This window comes from Saccharothrix sp. CB00851, assembly GCF_001905065.1.
Lineage (GTDB): Bacteria > Actinomycetota > Actinomycetes > Mycobacteriales > Pseudonocardiaceae > Actinosynnema.
The window spans coordinates 339428-353165 of record NZ_LWLC01000034.1; the positions used below are offsets into that span (position 1 = coordinate 339428).

Below are 13738 nucleotides of genomic sequence, written 5' to 3' on the forward strand. Positions count from 1 at the left end.
TACAAATCTCCCGACGTGTCGCGGAGTGCGGTACAACGGTTTTCACTGGCGCCAAACGGGTGCGGTAGCGAACGGGGTTGATCACCGTGAATCTGAAGAAGATTCTCACTTTCGCCGGGGTCGGCTTGCTCCTGTTCTTCCTCATCGCGGAGCCACAGCAGGCGGCTCAGCTGGTGCAGAACATCCTGGGCACGCTGCGGGATGCCGCTGAGGCGCTCATCACCTTCGTGAAACAATTGTTCTGAGTCGACCGGCTCCTCCCCCCACGGCGAGAGGTCGAAGCATGTTCGCACCACGGGACCCCGACGAGTACCTGCTCCCCACGGAGCGTCGGGTCATCCGGGTCCGCAGGCACTGGAGCAGTCTGCTCTGGGATCTCCTCGAGGCGGGCGCACTGCTGGCCGGCGCGATGATGATCTCGTACCTGCTGCCCGACAACGCGGGCATCATCCAGAACATCCTCTGGTACGCCTCGCTGTTCGTGCTGCTCAGGCTGGCCTACTTCGTCATGGAGTGGTGGGTGGAGCGGATCGTCGTCACCGACAAGAGGTTCATGATCTCCTCGGGGGTCTTCGAGACCAAGGTCGCCATGATGCCGATCAGCAAGGTCACCGACCTCACCTACGAGCGTTCGGTGCTCGGGCGCATGTTCGGCTTCGGCACCCTGGTCGTGGAGTCGGCGGGTCAGATCCAGGCCCTCAACCGGATCGAGTACCTGCCCAACCCCGAGGAGGTCTACGACGCCATCTCGGAGTTGACCTTCGGTGACAAGAAGGCACAGGCCGAGCGCTTCTCGATGATCAAGGCGCAGCGGGCGGCGCGCGGCAAGAAGATGGTGCCGTAGTTCAGACTGGGCGGGTGCGCATCGACCTGCACACCCACTCGACCGAGTCCGACGGCACCGACACGCCCGCGGAGTTGGTGGCGGCCGCGGCCGCCACCGGCTTGACCGCGGTCGCGCTCACCGACCACGACACCGCGGCCGGCTGGGCGGAGGCGGCCAACGCGCTGCCACCCGGCCTGAAGCTGGTGCGCGGCGCCGAGCTGTCCTGTGCCTCCGACGACGGCCGGGGCCGGGTCATCACCGTCCACCTGCTCGCCTACCTGTACGACCACACCTCGCCCGCGCTGGTCGAGGAGCAGCTGCGGCTGCGCCTGGAACGACGGCACCGACTGCGCCGGATGGCCGAGCGGATGGTCGCCGACGGGTTCCCCATCGACCCCGACGAGCTGATGGCGGCCATGCCGACCGACGCGCCCGCCGGACGTCCCCACCTCGCCATGGCGTTGATCAGGGCGGGTGTGGTGTCGACCGTGGACGAGGCGTTCGCCAAGTACCTGACCGGCGGCCGGTACTACGTGCCGCGCACCGACACGCCCGTGGCGCGGGCGATCGAGATGATCACCGGGGCGGGCGGCGTGACGGTGCTGGCGCACCCCTTCGCGACCTCGCGGGGACCGATCGTGACCGACCAGGTGGTGGCCGATCTCGCCGACCTGGGGCTGGCCGGGGTCGAGGTCGACCACCCCGATCACGACCCGCAGACGCGGGCGCGGCTGCGCGGCCTCGCGGGGGAGCTGGGCCTGCTGACCACCGGCTCCAGCGACTACCACGGCACGAACAAGACCGTGCGGCTCGGCGCGGAGACGACGTCGCCCGACGTGTTGGACGCCCTGGCCGATCGGGCAACCGGGTGCAAGATCCTCGTCGGGTGACGCGAGGTCGCGTCGGTCGTTCGCGTCCTCATTTCCGGCGATCACGCCCTTCGATCGCCGGAAATCAGGGCGCGAACGACCGACTTCCGGGCGACCTCGCCCGCGACGCCGGAGGCGGCGCAATCCAACACTGTCGGATCCTGTGGGTAGCTTGAACCCCGTGCAGGAGCAGCTTGGGTTCGACTTTGGTGCGATGCCGAAGAAGCTGGTGCGGGTGACGCCGGCGAAGCTCGCCACGTGGGCGGACTGCCCGCGTCGCTTTCGCATGGCCTACCTCGACCGGCCGTCGCCGCCGCGCGGTGGGGCGTGGGCGCACAACACCCTGGGCGCGGTCGTGCACAACGCGCTGAAGGCGTTGTTCGACCTGCCCGCCGAGCGCCGCACCCCCGAGCAGGCCGTGGCGCTGCTGCACCGGCAGTGGAAGAACGACGGCTTCCGGGACGCCGAGCAGGCCGCCGTGTACCGGGACCGGGCGGTCGGGTGGGTGCGCGACTACGTCAGCGAACTGGACACCTCGATCGAGCCGGTCGGCATCGAGCGCTGGGTGTCCACGCCCACCACCAAGATCGTCGCCGAGGGCCGGGTCGACCGGATCGACCTGCGCGACGGCGAACTGGTGATCGTGGACTACAAGACCGGGCGGCACGCGCTCACCGTGGACGACGCGCGCGGCTCGCAGGCGTTGGCGCTGTACGCGCTGGCGGCGCGGCGGACGTTGCGCAAGCCGTGCCACCAGGTGGAGCTGCACCACCTGCCCACGGGCACGGTGTCGGTGTGGGAGCACACCGAGGAGAGCCTGGCGCGGCACGTGTCGCGGGCCGAGGAGGCGGCCGACGAGCTGCGGCTGGCCACCGACACGCTGGACGCGGGCGGCGACCCGGAGATCCTGTTCCCGCCGCGCACCGGCAACCAGTGCACGTGGTGCGACTTCCGCCGGTCGTGCCCCGAAGGTCAGCGGGCGGCGCCGTCCCTCGACCCGTGGGCGTTGCTCGCGCCGTAGAGTTGGCCGCGTGACGATGGTGGACAGCGGACCCGAACCACGCCTGGCGAGGCTGTGGCGCGGCGTCAGCGGCGCGCTCGCCGTCGGCTTGGTGCTGCTGGCGTTGGCGATGATCGGCGTGCAGGTCTACGCGGGCACCCGCGACCTGCCCGGACCGGGGTTCGACGTGGTAACCGGCCACGTCGTCGCGGCCGTGGCCGCCGTGGTGGCCCAGGTCGTGGCGGACCGCCGCCGCGGCTGGGTGGTGGCGTTGTGCGGCCTGGCGGTCGTGCTGCTGGTGGCGTCGACGCTGTGGTTCTTCTGGTGGGCCTGAGGCGCGTCGGCCGGACGGGTCCGGCCGACGCGCGCCGCGCTAGACCTTGTGGATGATCCAGCGCTGGTCGTACCGGCCGGGGTTGCACGACGTCACGATCAGTTCCGTGTAGGTGCCGTTGTGCGTGACGCAGTCACCGGTGCCCCTCAGCTCGAACAGCCACGAGTGGTAGCCGTCGTAGGAAGTGCCGTCCCACCGCTGGCTGTCGGAGCCGTCGCAGGGTCGGCCGGCCAGCTTGCCGCCGACCGAGGTGGCGCACCAGTCGTCGTACTGCACGTTCCTGATCGTGCCGTCGTCGGAGATGTACCACTTCTGGTTGTCCCCGTCGTGCCGGGGGTGGGGGATGATCGGGTACTGCGGATCCCAGGCCCAGTTGGTCTGGTCCCACACGTCGTTCGGCACGGCGACGCTCTCGAGCACCCACCGGTCCGGATCCGGGGCGGCGTTGGAGGTCGGTGCGACGAGCAGCGCCGAGGCGGCCGCGACGATGGCCGTGAGGATTCGTCCGAGTGTCATTCCGATGGTCCTTCCGGTGTCCGTTTTATCGGGTGCACCGATAAGTAGAAGCGCCGGGAGGGGCCTGCGAACAGCGGAAACACCGATGGTGGCGGTAAACGACCCGGTCCGGTTGGCCGCACGGCGCGCCGGTCACGGACGCGGCGCGGGAGACACCCCACCGGGCGCGGCACGGGTCGTTCCGTGGGGTGATCCGGGAAGGCGGGTCGCCCCGGTGTTCTCGTCGCGGTGTCAGGAGAGCCAGGCGCGCCACGTCGGCAGGAGCGTGGCCAGCAGGGCGTCCGGTGCCTCGGTGTTCGGGTTGTGCATCACGCCCGAGAGCACGGCGAAGTCGGCGTCCAGGCGTTCGGCCATGTCCCGCTGGCTCGCCGCCGACCAGGCGTCGTCGAACTCGCCGCACACCACCAGGCACGGGATGCCCGTCGTGCGCAGGACGCGGGCCAGCTTGGCGACCAGGTCCGGCTCGGTGCGCAACGCCTCACCCATGCCCAGCAGCCCGACGGGCGACGAGCGGACGAACCGCTCCCGGTAGAAGTCCTTCAGGTCCTGGGGGATCACCTGCCAGCGCGGGTTGAGCGCCTGGCGGGTCTCGTTGACCTGTTGCGACGCCTCGACGCCCTGCTCGCGCAGCACGATCTCGCCGTAGTCCAGGGCGGTGCGGCGCTCGCCCGGCGGCAGCTCGGACGGGCCGGAGGCCATGAGCGTCAACCCGGCCACGGGCGCACCGGCCAGCACCGCGCCGCGCGCCACCAGGCCGCCGAACGAGTGGCCGAGCAGCAGCACCCGCCTGCCCTCGGCGGCCAGTTTCGCGACCAGTTCGGCCACCGCCGCGCCCAGCACCTCGGGCCGGTAGTCGGATTCGACCAGCGGGCCCGGCGACTCGTACTGGCCGGGCAGGTCGATCGCCACGACCTCGACCCCGGCGTCGGCGATCGGGTCGACCAGCGGCGCGAAGTCCTCTTTGGACCCCGTGTAACCGGGGACGAGCAGCGCGGTGGCGCCGAGGTCGCGGCCCGCGGCGGGGGCGTGCAGGGCCGCGATCGGGCCGTGCCTGCCGGGCAGGTCCACGCGTTGCGCCCGGTGCGGGCTGAACTGCGAGTGCACGTCTGGCAGTCTGCCGCACCGGCCGCGCGGGCGCGTGGCGCGTTACCTCAGCGCGACGAGCGTGCCGCCGCGCTGCTCCAGCACGACGGGACCCTCGGTGGCCATCTCGACCGGACCGGTGTGGTCGCCGCGGTCGACCGGGATCGCCGCGACTTCCTCGCCGGAGACCTGGTCGAGCACCTTCAGCCCGTCCTCGACCGGCAGCAGCAGCCGACCGGCGAGCGTGGTGCCCGCGCCGAGGGTGTCGTTCGCGGTCCACAACGGGTTCAGGTCGGCCAGTGACAGCGCCACCGTCTTCGACCCGGTGAACCAGTAGATGTTCGCGGTGCTGGTGAACGTCGACGCCACCCGTCCGGGCGGGTCGCCCGCGAGCTCGTCGGCGGTGACGTCGACCGGGTAGTCGGCGACCGCGGCGCCGGTCTCCGAGTCGAACACCACGATCCGGCCCGGCACGGCCAACGCGACCCGGTTGGCGGTGACGGCGATGACGCGGGCGCCGTTCTGGCCGGTGACCGTGCTGGTGATGACCTGCGGCTCGTCGGACTTCTCGGGGTTGGGCTTGAGGATCGTGAGGCGGTCGGACGGGTCGAGGGCGGGGCAGCGCTCGATCATCGCGATCTTGCCGGCGGTGACCGTGAACGAGTGGTAGGTGCAGCCGGTGCGCGGCTGCTTGTTCGGGTTCACGATGGCGCGCAGGGTGCCGTACTCCAGCGAGCGGACCAGGTCGTCGCGGCGGTAGACCTCGACGTACGTGCCTCCGGTGGTGAGGACGTGCGAGCCCTCGTTGAGCAGGCGGGTGCCGAACTCGGCGTCGCCGTTGCGCTGCGGGCCGCGCTTGCCGGAGGCGTTCTCGAGGGTGGTGACCTCGGAGCAGTTGGTGTCCTTGCGGTGCACGGCGAAGATGCGGCCCCAGGCCGTGGAGACGGTGCACAGGGGCAGGTCGCGGGCGTAGCGCCAGCGGACGTCGCCGGTGAACGCGTCCCGGCCGACGACCTCGCCGCCGTCGCCGGTGACGACGACCGAGTCGAGGTTCACCGGAACGGGGGTCGCCCCGCTGGGGGCGCGCCAGATCTCGGAGAGCGTCGGCGGCATCGCGGTGACGGGCAGCAACGGGGTGACCTCGGACGGACCCGTCTGGCTGACCGTGTTGCGGGCGTCGCTGGTCAACCACACCACCAAGCCGGCGACGAGTACCGCGACCACGACCAGCGCCAGGCCGATGAAGTCGCCCTTCGTCCGCCACGACCTCGCCGGCAGCGGCTCGAATGGCTCGACGTCATCGTCGTCCCGCGGCTGGTCCTGGGCTTCGCCGGCCTCCGCCAGGACATCTTCCTCGTCCAGCACGACCTGCCCGTTCGACTCCGCCTGCTCCGGCTGGCCCACTGCCCGGCTCCCGATGGTCGGTGATCTATCGCGTTCGGTCTGGCGACATGCTGCCACCACCGGGAAGAGGTCGGTGTGAGGCGGCAGCAGGTTCCGTTCACAGCGGCGTTCCGCAACCCCGAGCCAGGCCCCTTTCGCGCCGCCTGCGCGAGGGCTCCGCGCTCGGCGCCGGCGCGCTCCGAACGAGACCCCGTTCCGCGCGACCCTGGCCCTCCGGCACCGACCGCCACCCGGTGACCAGGCCCTTTCGGTGCCTCACAGGCTCGCTCGGTCGCGGTTCGCCGCCGCGCCCACTGGCCCGCGGCTTCCTGCCCCGCACCCGACCCGATCCCTGCCGACCCGCTCGATCCCTGCCAGCCCGCTCGATCCCGGCCGATCCCTGCCAGCCAGCCCGTCTCGAGCTGGTCCGTCGCTGCGGTGCGGGTCGTTCCGGCATGTCACGTTGGCGCGGCTTGGCCCGTTCCGGCTCGGGGGTGGCCGGCCATGGGGGCGGGTGGGGCGGTCGTTCGTTTGGTGGCCCGGTCGCTTGGGGGGCTTCCGGGGGTGCCGGGGTGGTTCGGCGGCTCCTCGATTCTAACCGAGGGGCGGTAACGGTGTTTCCGTACATTTTCGGGGCATGTTCACCCGATTGGGTTTGGGCAGCGCTGGTGGAGAGGCGCTGCCCACCGCGATTGTTCCCTATTCGGCCGAGGCGGAGTCCGAGGACTCGCCGCCGCCCGTGCGGCGACGGCGGCGACGGCGTGGGCGCTCGCCCTCGGCTGACGCGGCCGTCGGCTCCTTGGCCGGTGCGCCTGCGGTGACCTCCGAGGATGCCTCGGTCGTCGTGCCGTTCTCGCCCGCGGTCACGCCGGCGCGGCTGCGGCGGCGACGGCGGGGGCGGGTGCCGCCTTCTTCGCCGGGGCCGGAGGTCGAGCCGGAGGCGTTGGTGCCGGTGCTGGGCTCGGTGGGTTGAGCGCTGTCGCCACCGGAACGGCCGCCGCGGCGGCGTTTGCGGGTCTTCTTCTCGCCCTTGAGGTTCTCCTCGGGCTCGGCGCCCAGGCCCGCGCGCGTGCGCAGCCCCAGCGGCAGCCGACCGGTCGAACCAGCCGGGATGTCCAGGTCGGCGAACAGGTGGTCGGACGTCGAATAAGTCTCCACCGGCTCCGGCTTGCCCAGGTCGAGCGTGTCGCTGATCAGCTTCCACCGGGGCATCTCGTCCCAGTCCACCAGCGTGACCGCGACACCCGTGCGACCCGCCCGACCCGTCCGGCCGATGCGGTGCACGTAGGTCTTCTCGTCCTCGGGGCACTGGTAGTTGATCACGTGCGTGACGCCCTCGACGTCGATGCCGCGGGCGGCCACGTCGGTCGCCACCAGCACGTCGATCTTGCCCGAGCGGAACGCCCGCAACGCCTGCTCACGCGCGCCCTGGCCCAGGTCACCGTGCACGGCCGCCGCGGCGAAACCGCGTTCGACCAGCTCGTCCGCCACCTTCTGGGCGGTGCGCTTGGTCCGGGTGAACACCATCGACAGGCCGCGCTCACGGGCCTGCAACGCCCGCGCCAGCAGCTCCGACTTGTCCAGCGCGTGCGCCCGGTAGACGAACTGCTCGGTGCGCTCGTGGATCGCACCCGCGTCGTTCTCCTCGGCACGCACGTGCGTGGGCTGGTTGAGGAACGTGCGCGCCAGCGTGATGATCGGCCCCGGCATGGTCGCCGAGAACAGCATGGTCTGCCGCTCGTCGGGCACCATGCGCAGGATCCGCTCGATGTCGGGCAGGAACCCGAGGTCGAGCATCTCGTCGGCCTCGTCCAGCACGAGCCCGCGCACCTTGCCGAGCACCAGGTGGCGCTGCTCGGCCAGGTCGAGCAACCGGCCCGGCGTGCCGACGACCACGTCGACGCCCTTGCGCAGCGCCGCGATCTGCGGCTCGTACGGCCGGCCGCCGTAGATGGCCAGCACGCGCACGCCCAGGTGCTTCGACGCGTCGGTCAGGTCGTGGGTGACCTGCAGGCACAGCTCACGCGTCGGCACGACGACCAGCGCCTGCGGCGTGCCGTCACCCGGCACGGTGATCCGCTGGAGCAGCGGGATGCCGAAGCCCAGGGTCTTGCCCGTGCCGGTGCGGGCCTGCCCGATGACGTCGTCACCGGCCAGCGCCAGCGGCAGGGTCAGCTCCTGGATGGCGAACGTGCGGTGGATGCCCGCCTCGGCCAGCGCGCGCACGATCTCCTCGCGCACGCCCAGCTCGCCGAACGTGGGCGAATCGGGCTTGACCGGTGCGTCGGCGACGAGCGGGTGCGAGGTGTCGTCTTCCGGGACACCCGCCTCGCTGTGTTCCAGGGCCACCGGGTCGATATGGGTCTCTTCGTTCGTCGCGGTCAGGGTGATCGCCTCTCTCGTACCAGCGCGCCACGGCCTGTACGGGCCGCTCGACCGCGTCACCGCCACTCGGGCCACCGCAAGGGGCCGGGCGGGTCGCGGGAGGGCCAGCGAGGTGTGTGCGCGCACCCTCTCCTGGCGGCACGGTGCCGCCGCAGTTCAGCCTTCGGCACCGCTAGCGAGCCCCCACTGGGCCGCGCCGCGCCGGGCGTCGTCTGTCGAGTCTACCCGGCGACTAGGCCGATCGGGCTGGTTCGCGAGGTCGAGTGCGGTTTCGCGTGCCTGGGGTGTTGTCAACGACACCCGGCTAGGCTCCGTGGCATGAGCGACCCGGGAGTGGATGCAGCGGTGGGTCAGTCGGTTGCGGTGGGTGACGGGGACCAGGTGGCCGAGGGTGTCGTGGACCTGCTCGGTGCCCTCGCGTACGGCGAGCTGTCGGCGTTCGACCGGCTCGCCGAGGACGCCCGGACCGCGCCCACGCTGGCCGGGCGTGCCGCGTTGTCGCGGATGGCGGCGGCCGAGATCGGCCACTACGGGCTGCTGGAGCGGTACCTGGCCGAGCGCGGCCACTCGCTGGAGGAGGCCATGCGGCCGTTCGTCGCGGGTTTCGACGGGTTCCACGCCTCCACGGCACCGCGCTCGTGGCTGGAGTCGCTGGTGAAGGCCTACGTCGGCGACGCCCTGGCGGCCGACTTCTACCGCGAGGTCGCGGAGTGGCTGGATGAGCCGACCAAGGAGCTGGTGCTCGCGGTGCTGGCCGACACGGGCCACTCGGCGTTCGCCGAGCGCGAAGTCCGGGCCGCCTGCGACGACGACCCGAAGCTGCGAGACCGGCTCACGTTGTGGGGTCGCCGGCTGCTCGGCGAGGCATTGACGCAGGCCCAGTACGTGGTGGCGGAGCGGGACGGGCTCGCGGAGCTGATCGTGCGCGGCTCGGGCGACCTGGCGGGCATCGCGGCGCTGTTCCGGCGGCTCCAGCAGAGCCACACGCGCCGCATGACGGCGCTCGGGCTCGGCTAGGGTTGGTCTTCGAAAGCCATCAACGCCGCACGGAGGTCAGCGTGGAGGTCAGGGTCGGGATCGCGGACAGCCCGCGGGAGCTCGTGGTGTCCAGCGGGCTCACCCCCGAGGAGGTCGAGTCGCAGGTCGCGGACGCGCTGAAGGCGGGCACCGGTCAGCTCGTGCTGGCCGACACCAAGGGCGCCCGCTACGTGGTGCCGGCGTCGCGCATCGCGTACGTGGAGATCGGTCCGAGCGACTCGCGCCGCGTCGGGTTCGTCTCCGGCGACTGAGCGGCGGAAGGGCTGATCACCGCGCGGTCGACGGGATCGAGCGGCCGCGAGGCGTACCGGCCGAACGAGCGTTCTCCGGGCTACCGGACACCGGATCCGGGCTACCGGACACCAGAAGGGGCACCCGATCGGGTGCCCCTTCTCGCGTGTCGAGCCCCTGGTCAGCCGACCGTGAACGGCGGCGTCGAGGTGCCGGCCACGCGGTAGCGCCGCCAGGGGTCGGGGTCGGTGAGCGACCCGGTCGCCGAGCCGTCGGGTGTGCGCAGCAGCGCGGTCCGCGCACCGCCCTCCACCAGCTCGGTGACCTGCTCGTTCGCGCCGACCCGGCCGTACCAGTGGTAGCGGCCGTCGATGGGCTGGAAGTAGCCGCGCAGCTCCACGCTCACCGGCACCTCCCGCTCGTCGAACACCAGCACGGCCTCGCCGGTGTAGCCCTCTTCGTCGTGCTCGTGTTCCTCGCTCATCACGCCTCCTCGACGTCGACGACCCGCAGGTGGGGGCCTTCGTGCAGGTCCGCTGTGGGGAATTCGGTGGTCAGCGGCGCGTCCGGGTCGAGTTCCACGCCCGCGGAGCGGAGCAGGCCGTCGATGGCGTGCCAGATGATCGTGGTCAGGTAGTCGCTCAGGCTCGCCCGCGTCATCGACTGCCGGTCGAGCCACCAGTCGCCCGCGTTCTGCACCATGCCGACCAGCGCGTGCGCCCACGGCTCGGCACCGCCGGAGTCCATGCCGAACGCGCGCAGGTAGTCGCCGAGCAGCCGGGCCAGGGCCGCCGCGATCAGCTCCTTGTCCTCGCTGACCACGTCCTGCTCGACCGGCCGGTCGGTGAACGACTTGCGCACCACGAACCGGTACAGGTTGGGGTGCTCCTCGATCACCGACAGGTACGCGTCCACGATGCGCTTGATGCGGAGCCGGATCGGGCCGTCGTGCTCGATCGCGGGCCCCATCTTGTCCATCAGCATCTCGGTGCCGCGCCGGCCGACGGCGAGGTAGAGGTCGGACTTGTCGGCGAAGTGCCGGTAGAGCACCGGCTTGCTGACGCCCGCCTCGGTGGCGATCTCGTCCATGCCCACGTCCGGGCCGTGCTTGGCGACGGCGCGGATGGTCGCTTCCACGAACTCGGCGCGCCGCGCCTCGCGGTGCCCCTTCCACCGTTCCCGGCGTGCGTCCGTGCCGCCCTTGACAGTTCGAGCCATGTGACGCACGCTACCAGAAGTAACCGTTACCTCAAGTTACAGATAACTCCCGGGGAGGGACCCGATGACGAGGACCTTGAAGGTCGCGGATCGAGAGAAGACCGCCGAGCGTCTGCTCAACTCCTCGGCCGACAAGTTCTACGACCCCGAGGTCGACATCGACTGGTCCGCGCCGCTGGTCGACGGCCTGCGGTTCACGCCGGAGCACCGGTGCTCGCTGTACGGCACCGAGCTGTGGGACCGGATGAGCCCGGAGCAGCGCATCGACCTGTCCCGGCACGAGGTGGCCAGCGTCGCCAGCGTCGGGCTGTGGTTCGAGATCCTGCTCATGCAGATGCTGCTCAAGGAGGTCTACCGGTCGGACCCGACGACCAAGCACGCGCAGTACGCGCTGACCGAGGTCGCCGACGAGTGCCGGCACTCGACGATGTTCGCCCGGATGGTCGAGGCCATCGGCTGCCCGCCCTACGGCCCCCGCCAGTACACCTACCAGCTGGGCAAGCTGCTGCCGGTGATCGGCTACGGGCCCGCGCTGTACGGGTCGATCCTGGTCGCCGAGGAGATCCTGGACCGGTTGCAGCGCGAGACGATGGCCGACGAGACCGTGCAGCCGCTGGTGCGCATGGTCAACCGGATCCACGTGCTCGAAGAGGCCAGGCACGTCCGGTTCGCGCGCGAGGAGGTCGTGCGCGGGATGGAGAAGCTGACCAAGAAGGAGCTGCCCTACCAGCGGTGGCTGATCGCGACCACGTCCATGTTCATCACCCGGTCGCTGATCAACCCGGAGGTGTACGCGGCCGTGGGGCTGGACAAGGAGCAGGCGCACAAGGCGGCGCTGGGCAACCCGCACTGGCAGGAGAGCATCCGCTGGTCCGGCGAGCGGATCATGAAGTTCCTGGACGAGGTCGGGCTGGTGGGCGCGCCGGGGATGCGGGCGTGGCGCCGGTCGTTCCTGCTCGGATGAGCGCCGAGGTCGGGGTGGGTGCCCGGGTGGCCGCGCCGTGGGAGGCCGGTCGGCGGTTCGTGACGTCCGACGGCACGGCGTTGCGCGTGGTGGACACCGGGCCGCCGGACGCCGAGGTGACCACCGTGCTGCTGCACGGCTGGACGTTGGACCACACGTCGTGGGACGCGGTGGCGCCGGCCCTGCCGGGACGCGTGCTGCGGTACGACCACCGCGGTCACGGCGGCTCGGCGCCCGCGCCGGCCGGGACGGCCACGATCGCGCGGTGCGCGGACGACCTGGCCGAGCTGGTCGCGGCCCGCGTGCCGACCGGGCGGCTGGTGCTGGCCGGGCACTCGATGGGCGGCATGACGATCATGGCGTTGGCCGAGCAGCACCCCTCGCTGCTCGACCGCGTCGCCGGCGTCGTCCTCGTCGCCACCTCTTCGGGTGAACTCGCCGGGTCGACGCTGGGCCTGCCGGGTGCGGTCGGCCGGGCGTTTGTGGCGGGGGAGAAGGCGGTCAACCGGCGGATCGCCCGGTTGCGGCGGGCCGAGCTGCTCCGGCGCACCGAGGTGGCCAGGCCGGGGCTGCGGTGGCTGCTGTTCGGCAAGCGGCCGTCGTGGCGGCACGTCGCGATGACGGCCGAGATGGTCGGCCGGTGCCACCCGGTGAGCATGGTCGGGTTCCGCGACTCGCTGGACGAGCACGACCGGCGCAAGGCGCTGGCCGGGTTGGCGGGGATCCCGACGGTGGCGCTGGCGGGCGCGGAGGACCGGCTGACGCCGCTGCGGCACGCCCGCGTGCTGGCCGACGAGCTGCCGCACGCCGAGCTGGTGATCTACCTCGGTGCCGGCCACATGCTGCCTTTGGAGAGGGCGAACGAGGTCACAGCACACATCACCGCGCTGCTGTGACCTGCTTCCGGCAGGTCGGCGAGGTCGCCCGCGGCACCTGACCTGCCGGAGGTCGTGCCTGCGCAAGCGTCCCCCGCCGAAGGGGAACCCTTGCTTTGATCCTGCCGGCAAGCACCGACAATCTCCGCGCGTCCACAGCGACCTGTGGACAACTCGGCGCGGTGGTGATCGCCGGTGAGGGCCGCTGTCGGGGGCGGCCCTCACCGGCACCGTTCTTCAGGCCGGCACCGTTCTTCAGGCCGGCACCGTTCTTCAGGCCGGCACCGTTCTTCAGGCCGGCACGGTTCTCGGTCCGGCGCTGTGATCAGGCCGGCACGGCACTCAGTGCTGCAGCGGGAAGCCGCCGCCGATGCCCCGCCAGGCGAGGTTCGAGATCAGGGCGACCGCGTCTTCCTTCGCCAGCTTCCGGTCGTCGGCCAGCCAAGAACGTGCCGTGACCTGCGACAACCCCACCAGGCCGACGGCCAGCAGCCGGGCGCGGTGCTCGTCGAGGCCCGCGTCGGCGGTGATGGTGTCGGTGATGGCTTCCACGCTGTCCGTCGTCGCCCGCTCCACCGCGCGCGCCACGGCGGGCTCGCCGCGCAGGTCCGACTCGAACACCATCCGGAATGCCTGGCCCTCGCCGTCCACGAAGTCGTAGAACGCGGCGACCGCGGCCTTCACCCGCTGCTTGTTGTCCGTCGTGGACGCCAGCGCGCCGCGCACGCGGTTCACCAGCTCGTCAACGTGGGACTCCAGCAGCGCCAGGTAGAGCTCCAGCTTGCCGGGGAAGTGCTGGTAGAGGACCGGCTTGCTGACTCCCGCGCGCTCGGCGATCTCGTCCATCGCGGCGGCGTGGTAGCCGTTGGTCACGAACACGTCCTGCGCCGCGGCCAGCAACTGGGCACGTCGAGCGGTGCGCGGGAGCCGTACACCCCGCCCCGCCGCGCCGCTGTGGTGCCCGACCGCAGTCTGGGCCGTCTCCGTCATGGTGCCTCCAGCCAACCAATCACTTC

General features: G+C 71.5%; 16 protein-coding genes. 9 read left to right on the top strand and 7 right to left on the bottom strand.

The features are described from left to right. Nucleotides 1-86: 86 nt before the first annotated feature. From A6A25_RS44920 to A6A25_RS30435, 5 genes are all read left to right on the top strand, one after another. On the top strand, nt 87-245 hold the full coding sequence (locus A6A25_RS44920) for a hypothetical protein (protein WP_198932907.1): 159 nt from the start codon (nt 87-89) through the stop codon (nt 243-245). Nucleotides 246-283: 38 nt separating this feature from the next. Next, complete coding sequence (locus tag A6A25_RS30420) at nt 284-844, top strand: PH domain-containing protein (protein WP_073896001.1); 561 nt, start codon at nt 284-286, stop codon at nt 842-844. 14 nt (nt 845-858) lie between these two features. Next, nucleotides 859-1716, top strand: a complete 858-nt coding sequence (locus A6A25_RS30425) for a PHP domain-containing protein (RefSeq protein ID WP_073896002.1) — start codon at nt 859-861, stop codon at nt 1714-1716. 160 nt (nt 1717-1876) lie between these two features. Next, entirely contained in the window at nt 1877-2716 is an 840-nt protein-coding gene (locus tag A6A25_RS30430; RefSeq protein WP_073896003.1) for a RecB family exonuclease, read from the top strand. Between the two features lie 10 nt (nt 2717-2726). After that, nucleotides 2727-3029, top strand: coding sequence for a hypothetical protein (locus tag A6A25_RS30435; protein WP_083668794.1), 303 nt, complete (start codon nt 2727-2729; stop codon nt 3027-3029). 39 nt (nt 3030-3068) lie between these two features. On the opposite strand, the gene A6A25_RS30440 is transcribed toward A6A25_RS30435, so the two are convergent. The 4 genes from A6A25_RS30440 to A6A25_RS30455 all read right to left on the bottom strand — a co-directional run bounded on the left by A6A25_RS30440 (nt 3069) and on the right by A6A25_RS30455 (nt 8360). Continuing rightward, nucleotides 3069-3545, bottom strand: a complete 477-nt coding sequence (locus tag A6A25_RS30440) for a ricin-type beta-trefoil lectin domain protein (RefSeq protein WP_073896004.1) — start codon at nt 3543-3545, stop codon at nt 3069-3071. A gap of 231 nt (nt 3546-3776) precedes the next feature. Beyond that, the gene (locus A6A25_RS30445; RefSeq protein WP_073896005.1) at nt 3777-4649 is read right to left on the bottom strand and encodes an alpha/beta fold hydrolase; all 873 of its coding nucleotides are present in this window, start codon (nt 4647-4649) and stop codon (nt 3777-3779) included. Nucleotides 4650-4691: 42 nt separating this feature from the next. Next, nucleotides 4692-6032, bottom strand: coding sequence for an Rv3212 family protein (locus tag A6A25_RS30450; RefSeq protein WP_241828989.1), 1341 nt, complete (start codon nt 6030-6032; stop codon nt 4692-4694). Between the two features lie 678 nt (nt 6033-6710). Further along, nucleotides 6711-8360, bottom strand: a complete 1650-nt coding sequence (locus A6A25_RS30455; protein ID WP_198932908.1) for a DEAD/DEAH box helicase — start codon at nt 8358-8360, stop codon at nt 6711-6713. Nucleotides 8361-8714: 354 nt separating this feature from the next. Here A6A25_RS30455 and A6A25_RS30460 point away from each other — a divergent pair, with 354 nt between their 5' ends. Together A6A25_RS30460 and A6A25_RS30465 are read left to right on the top strand one after the other, a co-directional pair. Further along, nucleotides 8715-9413 (top strand): ferritin-like fold-containing protein, encoded by a 699-nt coding sequence (locus A6A25_RS30460; protein WP_083668796.1) that lies wholly within the window; start codon nt 8715-8717, stop codon nt 9411-9413. Nucleotides 9414-9454: 41 nt separating this feature from the next. Further along, on the top strand, nt 9455-9685 hold the full coding sequence (locus A6A25_RS30465) for a DUF3107 domain-containing protein (protein ID WP_073896008.1): 231 nt from the start codon (nt 9455-9457) through the stop codon (nt 9683-9685). 161 nt (nt 9686-9846) lie between these two features. Here the strand turns inward: A6A25_RS30465 and A6A25_RS30470 are convergent, their stop codons facing one another. Further along, complete coding sequence (locus tag A6A25_RS30470; protein ID WP_073896009.1) at nt 9847-10149, bottom strand: DUF4873 domain-containing protein; 303 nt, start codon at nt 10147-10149, stop codon at nt 9847-9849. Next, nucleotides 10149-10883 (bottom strand): TetR/AcrR family transcriptional regulator, encoded by a 735-nt coding sequence (locus A6A25_RS30475; protein WP_073896010.1) that lies wholly within the window; start codon nt 10881-10883, stop codon nt 10149-10151. Before A6A25_RS30475 ends, A6A25_RS30470 begins: the two co-directional genes overlap by 1 nt. 64 nt (nt 10884-10947) lie before the next feature. Between A6A25_RS30475 and A6A25_RS30480 the strand changes: the two genes are divergently transcribed. Further along, complete coding sequence (locus A6A25_RS30480) at nt 10948-11847, top strand: AurF N-oxygenase family protein (RefSeq protein ID WP_073896011.1); 900 nt, start codon at nt 10948-10950, stop codon at nt 11845-11847. Further along, entirely contained in the window at nt 11844-12743 is a 900-nt protein-coding gene (locus A6A25_RS30485; protein WP_073896012.1) for an alpha/beta fold hydrolase, read from the top strand. Before A6A25_RS30480 ends, A6A25_RS30485 begins: the two co-directional genes overlap by 4 nt. 321 nt (nt 12744-13064) lie before the next feature. Here the strand turns inward: A6A25_RS30485 and A6A25_RS30490 are convergent, their stop codons facing one another. Beyond that, nucleotides 13065-13712: a TetR/AcrR family transcriptional regulator gene (locus A6A25_RS30490; RefSeq protein WP_073896013.1), complete on the bottom strand. Its 648-nt coding sequence runs from the start codon at nt 13710-13712 to the stop codon at nt 13065-13067. Between the last annotated feature and the right edge of the window lie 26 nt (nt 13713-13738).

Coding starts and splice junctions, on each gene's coding strand:
- A6A25_RS30420 (WP_073896001.1), top strand. CDS start 284: ATGTTCGCACCACGGGACCCCGACGAGTACCTGCTCCCCACGGAGCGT.
- A6A25_RS30440 (WP_073896004.1), bottom strand. CDS start 3,545: ATGACACTCGGACGAATCCTCACGGCCATCGTCGCGGCCGCCTCGGCG.
- A6A25_RS30460 (WP_083668796.1), top strand. CDS start 8,715: ATGAGCGACCCGGGAGTGGATGCAGCGGTGGGTCAGTCGGTTGCGGTG.
- A6A25_RS30470 (WP_073896009.1), bottom strand. CDS start 10,149: ATGAGCGAGGAACACGAGCACGACGAAGAGGGCTACACCGGCGAGGCC.
- A6A25_RS30475 (WP_073896010.1), bottom strand. CDS start 10,883: ATGGCTCGAACTGTCAAGGGCGGCACGGACGCACGCCGGGAACGGTGG.
- A6A25_RS30480 (WP_073896011.1), top strand. CDS start 10,948: ATGACGAGGACCTTGAAGGTCGCGGATCGAGAGAAGACCGCCGAGCGT.
- A6A25_RS30485 (WP_073896012.1), top strand. CDS start 11,844: ATGAGCGCCGAGGTCGGGGTGGGTGCCCGGGTGGCCGCGCCGTGGGAG.
- A6A25_RS30490 (WP_073896013.1), bottom strand. CDS start 13,712: ATGACGGAGACGGCCCAGACTGCGGTCGGGCACCACAGCGGCGCGGCG.